We start from the raw sequence: 7,327 nt of genomic DNA on the forward strand, positions 1-7,327 counted from the left end.
CGGTGTTATGGTGTGCGCTCAGGTTTTTTATACGTATATCCTTTTTCTCCATGAAGCCAATTGGCTGCCTGGCCCGTCAGCCACAAATAGTGGTCAGACGGGAGATCGTTTTCAATGCCTGCAAATTTCAACCCGGCATTACCGTTTAATGGAGTTTCAGATTCCCGGGCGCATTTGAAAATGGCCGTGCCTTCATCTATCTCATCAAACATAGCCACATAGAGTGATTTTGCACCAAACTGAATAGCCCCGGCAGCCTGTGTCCATAAAAAGTCTCCTTTGTTGCGGGGAATGGAATAATAGATGGTTGGATCTTTGTGCATATTTCCCCAGCTAAATCCTGGAAAAATTAAGGGCACATAATCTACCTTATTGGTATTACACCATTGCATATCCTGCCTCAAATTATTGGGATTATAGCTATCAGGGCCATAGCGACCTACCGCCCAGGGCATCACAATATCCACTTTTTTAATCAGCGTATGCAGCAAAGGATTATTCTCGGTATCAGAACCAAATGTTCTCCAGTAATAAGGTACACCTAACATGATAGATACCTGCTTCTGCCCGGCTTTAAGCTTGTCTACCAGCTTATCCACATCCTGAATGGAATAATTACGATTATCGTTAAAACCAACACCCCAAATGGTCATTAGTGGCTTTTTATTGTGCCATAGATAGGTGGGATTCTCTGTTTTATCATACAGCTTAAACGTGTTAACCAGCTCGTTCCAATCCTGCTCCAGGTAAGCCACATCAGCGCTGGAACAGCCGCTCAAATCGTACATCACACTGATAGCCCGGCCGTATTTTTTAGCGGCTTTCAGCGCATTTTCCAGCACTTTGTTAAAATGTCGTTTCCCGGAAGGGTTACTGGCCTTGATTTCGCCAACAAAACGCTGCATGTGTACTCCATCGATACCGTAATCCTTCATCCACTTAAAGTGCAGATCTACGCTCTCGTAGTCGTAAGGACTGTATAAATAGGCGTCTGAGCCGTCTGCAAATTTGAAGGGCGATTTGTAGGTTTTAGTGTATTCGGTTATATCAGGCCAGAAGTCCACATTGGTATTGCCCGGATAAAAGCCCCCATTACCCTGGTAGTGGTACCATCCCCGGTTAGAGCCATCGCCTTCGGCGGCAAACCACCCCTGGTAACCCGCCATCACCAAGCCGGTGTATGACGGATACAGCAAACCCGAAGTATCATAACCACTCTGCCCGTTTTTGTTTCCTTCATCAATAACCTGAACTTCCGGTTCCCGCTTTTTGGAACAGGCAAGCACTGTACCGACGACTAGAAGGAATGTTAATAAACTTTTAATTCTTTTCATCTTTATTAGATTTCTCAAATAGGATAGCTGGAAAACTGACCTGCTATCCTATTTTACTCCGGAGGGAAATGAATTCCGCATAGAGCATATCATGAGATTTTTATTGCGGCACATCAATTTCTACAATCTGCGAAAGATTAGAGCTTTTATAACTATCGTTAAGCCGTACTCCAACCCGCACAAAGAACTTTCTGCCGGGCACCAGATCTGGTACAGTAATCTCTATGGTTTTATCCTCATCGGTCATATTAATCCACTCTTTATTGACAGGAACTTTTAACGCATCTGAATAATTGAAAATGGACGCTCCTGGCCCAACAAGTTTGGTGGTATTAACATAAGGCTGCGCTTCAATAATAGTAGGTAAGCCGGCACCGATGGGGGCATCGATACTGAACCGGAGTGTTAAATTATTACCGTTAAGCTCTTGCGTAAAATTAGTGATCACCAGGTAAGGCGTCAGTTCAAAATTGTGCGAACTGCCTTTACTGATATCCATCTCAACAGGTTCATATACCGGCCAGAAAGCCCCTCCTATGGGCGTGATACGATAATGTCCGCTGAATAATTTGGTATCTTTAAACGTTCCGTCCATTTTACTTGGAATATCCTGAGGAACTGGAGTTTCGCTCCAACTGATCTGTTCCAGCCGTACGGTTACACTTCCTGTTGAGGTTTGAAAATTCTCGCCCGTTGCAGCATCGATTAGCCGACCTTCAAAAGAGGCGTTAGGCCCGTCGTAGTTATCTATCTTGGTACATGCAGCACTTGTCAGCAAACTTACTCCCAACAGGATCCTGCTCGTTAACTTTTTCATACTTAATTAATAATTAGGGTTATTAGGATACAGGTTTGGATTTTTAGCCAGTTCGCCGCCCGGAATAGCTTCGTAATAAAACTTCTTCTCGAAGGTGTACGTACGGTCGAACGTTTCACGCTCAGCAAGGAAAATGTATTTATTCTCGCTGATGATATAATACGGCATAAGCCCCTTGAACTTCGCATTATCCAATACCACATCGGCAATACGCCACCGTTTCAGATCCCAGTAATAATGGTTTTCAAAGGCCAGTTCCTTACACCTTTCATTGCGTACATCATCAAGCGTAATGCTATTTAAGTGCGGCCCTCCTGCCCGCTCACGCAGCTGATTAATGCAATAAAGTGCATCGCCCGGATTACTTAGTTCCATGGCCGCTTCCGCCCTGTTTAGCAATATTTCCCCGTAACGGAATTCTATCCAGGCCTGCTCACTCTGGAAGAGACCGGTTTGTGATTTATCCTTGTTATAATCAATATACTTGCGAACAAAGAAACCGGTGCGGGTAGCGTTATCCGGACTCCCGGGACGTTTCATACCGGCCTGACCGATGATCCGGCGACCATTATACAACGTATTCGGATCTGAAGCGGTAATACTCGCCCTTGAATCAAGTGGCTTTGCAACTTCCTGTGTAGCGGTGCCGGTGAACATATTTTCATACAATCCACGCTGGGTATCAAAAGTGTAGCCCCGCAACGTGGCACCCGGAAAATATACAGTGGCCAGTAAACGCGGCTCTAAACCATTCATCAGATCGGCCAGGTTATCATATTTAATGGGATAATCGTTCGCATCAACAATGGGTAACTTTCCCCAGCGCTCTACAAATTCGAGTGTTGGATATGCTCTTGACTCCGGTCCTACCGTCATATATCCCGGCGAAAAGGTAGCATCCCAGCTATGTGCTGATTCGAGATTAGGTAGCTTACTGTAATCCCGTACCAGGATATTTTCTTTGCTTGCGGGATCAAGAAAAGCATCCACATAGTTTTTTACCTTATCTCCGGGTGTTTGATTATAAAGTTCATACTTACCTTCCAATAAGGATGCGGCCTCCCAAGCCTTGGTAAAGAAACCATTTGCAGATTCTGCAGGTATACCTACTAATCCTTGTGCACGGGCATCACCATCTACATAATTAACAGAACCATATTTAGCAATGGAACCGGCATACAGCATGGCCCTTGATTTTAATGCTAAAGCCACATATTTATTGGCTCTTCCCCGCGGACTTTTCTCAGGCATCATTTCATAAGCCTTGTCCAGGTCTTCGCCGATAAAATTCCATACATCTTCTTCCTTATCACGGTGCATCTGTAATTCCTCAATACTTTGCTGCGGGTAGTTTTGCACAGTGGTAACAATAGGTACTCCACCATAACGCTTTACCAAAGCGAAGTAAAAGAAGGCCCTGCAAAAGTACGCTTCACCAAGCAGCTCATTTACCCGGTTTCCGGTAAAGTTAGCCGAATACTTAGGCAGATTTTCCAGTACATAGTTTACAGCCCGGATATCATCATAAGGCCAATAACCAAAGCCTGAAGTGATCTCGTACGTATCACCAAACGGACCTACCATTTCGCCGATAGCGGCACCCATGTGAAAAAAGTTCTGCCATTCGTGGTGCAGGTTCATGCCTGCCCTGCCTTCACCTCCGGGCCGGTACCGAAAATCTTCTATAGGCAGTTTTCTGTAGATATTGGCCATATATACATTCATACCGGCCTCACCGTTAAACACCACATCCTCGGTTACAACGTTTGTGGGCTTAATATCCAGTTTCTGGCAGGAAACCAGTATCCCTGCCATTACTGCAAGTATCAGTTTACTATATCTTTTCATCATTCAATATTTTAAAAGGAAATGTTTGCACCAAGGTTAAATGTTCTGTTTAAGGGATATTTGTACCCGCCCTGGTCATAGTTAAAATCGGCATCCGGAATTTTGCCGGGATGTTCCGGATCACTGTCTTTCAGACCGGTTAGTGTAAACAGATTATAGGCATTAGCATATATGCGTAATTTCTCTATCCCTACTTTTTTCAGCAATCTTGCCGGTACCGAATACCCTAATTCCAGGGTTTTCAGGCGTAAATAGCTGGCATTCTGCACTGCCTTGGTCCCATCAGCAATGGGCGACCCCATGGCCGGGTATTTGCCGGGTATCCATTGTGTATTGGGGTCAAACACATTGTCATCAGGATTTACTGTATGCCAGCTATCCAGGAATTTAGATAATGAGCTTTTACCATACATTAACGGTTCGGCATACTGCTCATCGTATTGTACGTAAACTCCTGTCGCACCGGCAAAAAACGCGTTTAAGTCAAAATTCTTAAACGACAAGCCGATATTAAAGCCGTAATTAACCAGGGGAATATCCTTTGTTCCTATCGGTTTTTCATCTTTGTCATTTATCACGCCATCCTCGTTCCAGTCTACATAGTAATAATCTCCGGGAATGGTATTGTTATTACCGCCACCGGTATTTACCGGGTAGTTAAATATCTGATCATAATTGGTGAATTGTCCGGCATAGGTTTTACCCCACCATATGCTGGTATAGCGGTTAGATCGGGAAGTTTTCCAATACTGGTATTCGTTACCGGCCATACCCTGCATTACCGTACGCCACATAGTACGTGTAGATGATAAGTTTCCCCCAATATTGTAACCTAACCGGCCTATTTTGTTTTTATAGTTCAGGATAAGCTCAGCACCCTCTGTTCTGTCGCTTTCTAAATTCTCCTGGGGGGTTTGAACACCTACAGTCCCGGGTATTTGTACCCCTCTTTGGGCCAGTAAACCTTTCCGGTCTCTCCTGAATATATCGAATGAACCGTCTAATTTACCTCTCCACAACCCAAAGTCTAAACCGATGTTCTTGGTATCAGCAGTAAACCAGGTCAGATCCGGGTTGGTTAACGGACGGGCACCGGCGCCAGCATAAAATTTCCCGTCAAAAAAGTACCCCCAGATAATACTTTGCGCATCGGGGTTAATGGTCGGATAGTTGAATCCGGAAACGTACTGAAAGGCTGTAGCGGCATCATCGCCTGTACGACCATACGATGCCCGTATCTTTAAATTGCTCAGCAGATTTTCCGGCACCAGGTTTTTGAAGAATTTTTCCTCGCTGATGCGCCAGCCAATAGATCCTGCCGGGAAGAATCCCCATTGTGTTGAACCCGGTTTGAATTTATTGGATCCGTCTTTACGGAAGCTGAATTCTGCCAGGTATTTACCTTTATAGTCATAATTTAATCTTCCGATATAACTTCTGGTGGTAGCCTCAACCAGACCATTGGTATTCATGGCTCCTAACTGTTCATCAGATTCTCCACCAAATAAATAATCAATGGGAATACTAATATTGCGTTGTGCATAAAAGTTGTCGGATTTAAAATGACTTTCTTCCAGCAACAGTAAAGCCTTCACATTATGCACCTTATTAAATGTATTGGCATAATCTAACGATAGCTGCGTAAGAATGGAAGTGCTTGTGCCATAAGAACGGTTGATGTATGCCGGGGAAGTGTAGACGGTTGGATTATACGTATCCAGTTCAGCATTATATTCATATAAGCTATAAGAGCGTCTATGATCGGTATTATCGTCAACATTATAACCGTAATTATACATCCCCCTTGCTTTCAGTCCCTTAATTCCGGGAATGTCGTACTCCAGTGATACCTGGCCCTGGAAATTGTTTTGCTTATAAAGTTTATAACCTACCTGGTCAGCGTCGGTTATAGCTACCGGGTTGGCCCCATCGGGTAGCTTATTGGGATACAAGGGATTATTGTTGGCATAAATCTGATCCCTGGGTATTGAGTTCCAGGCATATTTAAAAATAGTCCACAGATCCTGGAATGGCTGGTTCTTTTTATCCATGTGACCGGATAGTAAAGCCTGGGCCCTGAACCGCTTGGTAATATCCACATTGATGTTTGAGCGGAAGTTCCAGCGATCGTAATTTAAATCGCCGCTTTTAAACAAGCCATCTTGTTTCATATAACCCAGGTTAAAGAAATAATTCGCCTTCGCGGTACCGCCGTTCACATTCAGGTTGTGCTGAATTTGAGGAGCCGTATTGTTAAACGCAGCACCAATCCAGTCGGCAGAAGGATATACACCGTCTATCCACGGTTTCATATCTTCATAAGAGTACGTTGATTCCGTATTATTAGGGAAATTATTGGCGAACGCCCGTTTTGTTTTCTCGTTGGTAAGCATCATGTAATCTACGGCATTTACCGCATCCGGCATGCCTAAGAACTGCTGCCAACCCTGATTTACGGAATAATTAATATCGAACTTGTCATTCCGGCTTCCTTTCTTCGTGGTAATCAGTATTACGCCATTAGCCGCCCGTACACCATAAATTGCGGCAGAGGCGTCTTTCAATACTGAGATATTATCTATTTCATTCGGATCCATCCTGGAAAAGTCGCCGCTGCTTCTGGGTACGCCGTCAATAACAATTAGCGGGCTACCCATACCGCGTATGTCAAACTGGTTGTCGTAAGCTCCCGGCTCACTGGTTTTTTGCCATACACGTACCCCAGGAACTTTACCGGTAAGCATGTTTACGGTATTCTCGTTCTTGGTAACAACCAGGTCTTCGCCTTTTATAGTAGCCACCGAACCGGTTAACGAAACCTTCTTTTGTGTACCGTAGCCTACAACCACAACTTCGTCCAGATCAGACTGTGTTTTTACCAGGTTTATCGTTAAGGTGTTACTACCGGTTATACGGACCGTTTTACTTTCGTACCCGATATAAGTTAATACAATATCTGAACCAGTAGAAGCCTGGATGGTAAAATTACCATCCGCATCTGTGGTAGTACCTGTAGCTGTCCCTTTTATTTTTACAGATACTCCTACCAAAGGCTCTTTTGAATCAGTATCTGTCACTTTACCACTCACCCGAATGGTTTGTGCATGGAGCTGAACGGACATACACGTGGCCAGCAATAAAAATAAAATCTTCTTCATGCGTTGAATTAGGTTTAAGAGTTTGTTTGGTTAATAATTTCAAGCAAGGTAACCGGCAGAAATTAAAAAAAGCTTAATAATTAATTAATATTAACGTGTTGTGCGATTAAAAAAAAGATAGAAATGAAAGAAAAGGTTGCGCATTTTACTGAGAAACAGTATATTAAAGA

At 43.8% G+C, this 7,327-nt stretch carries 4 protein-coding genes; all 4 read right to left on the reverse strand.

Annotation, left to right across the window (positions count from 1 at the left end; all coding sequences use genetic code 11):
* Nucleotides 1–5 precede the first annotated feature (5 nt).
* The 4 genes from FW774_RS08665 to FW774_RS08680 all read right to left on the reverse strand — a co-directional run bounded on the left by FW774_RS08665 (nucleotide 6) and on the right by FW774_RS08680 (nucleotide 7,157).
* The gene (locus tag FW774_RS08665; RefSeq protein WP_149347766.1) at nucleotides 6–1,334 is read right to left on the reverse strand and encodes a glycoside hydrolase family 71/99-like protein; all 1,329 of its coding nucleotides are present in this window, start codon (nucleotides 1,332–1,334) and stop codon (nucleotides 6–8) included.
* Between the two features lie 100 nt (nucleotides 1,335–1,434).
* The gene (locus FW774_RS08670; RefSeq protein WP_149347767.1) at nucleotides 1,435–2,151 is read right to left on the reverse strand and encodes a DUF3823 domain-containing protein; all 717 of its coding nucleotides are present in this window, start codon (nucleotides 2,149–2,151) and stop codon (nucleotides 1,435–1,437) included.
* Between the two features lie 6 nt (nucleotides 2,152–2,157).
* A complete protein-coding gene (locus tag FW774_RS08675) occupies nucleotides 2,158–4,002 on the reverse strand; it encodes a RagB/SusD family nutrient uptake outer membrane protein (protein WP_197739818.1) in 1,845 nt (614 codons plus the stop codon).
* An 8-nt stretch (nucleotides 4,003–4,010) separates the two neighbouring features.
* A complete protein-coding gene (locus FW774_RS08680) occupies nucleotides 4,011–7,157 on the reverse strand; it encodes a SusC/RagA family TonB-linked outer membrane protein (RefSeq protein ID WP_149347768.1) in 3,147 nt (1,048 codons plus the stop codon).
* Nucleotides 7,158–7,327 lie beyond the last annotated feature (170 nt).

The organism is Pedobacter sp. BS3, from assembly GCF_008274585.1.
Taxonomy (GTDB): domain Bacteria; phylum Bacteroidota; class Bacteroidia; order Sphingobacteriales; family Sphingobacteriaceae; genus Hufsiella_A.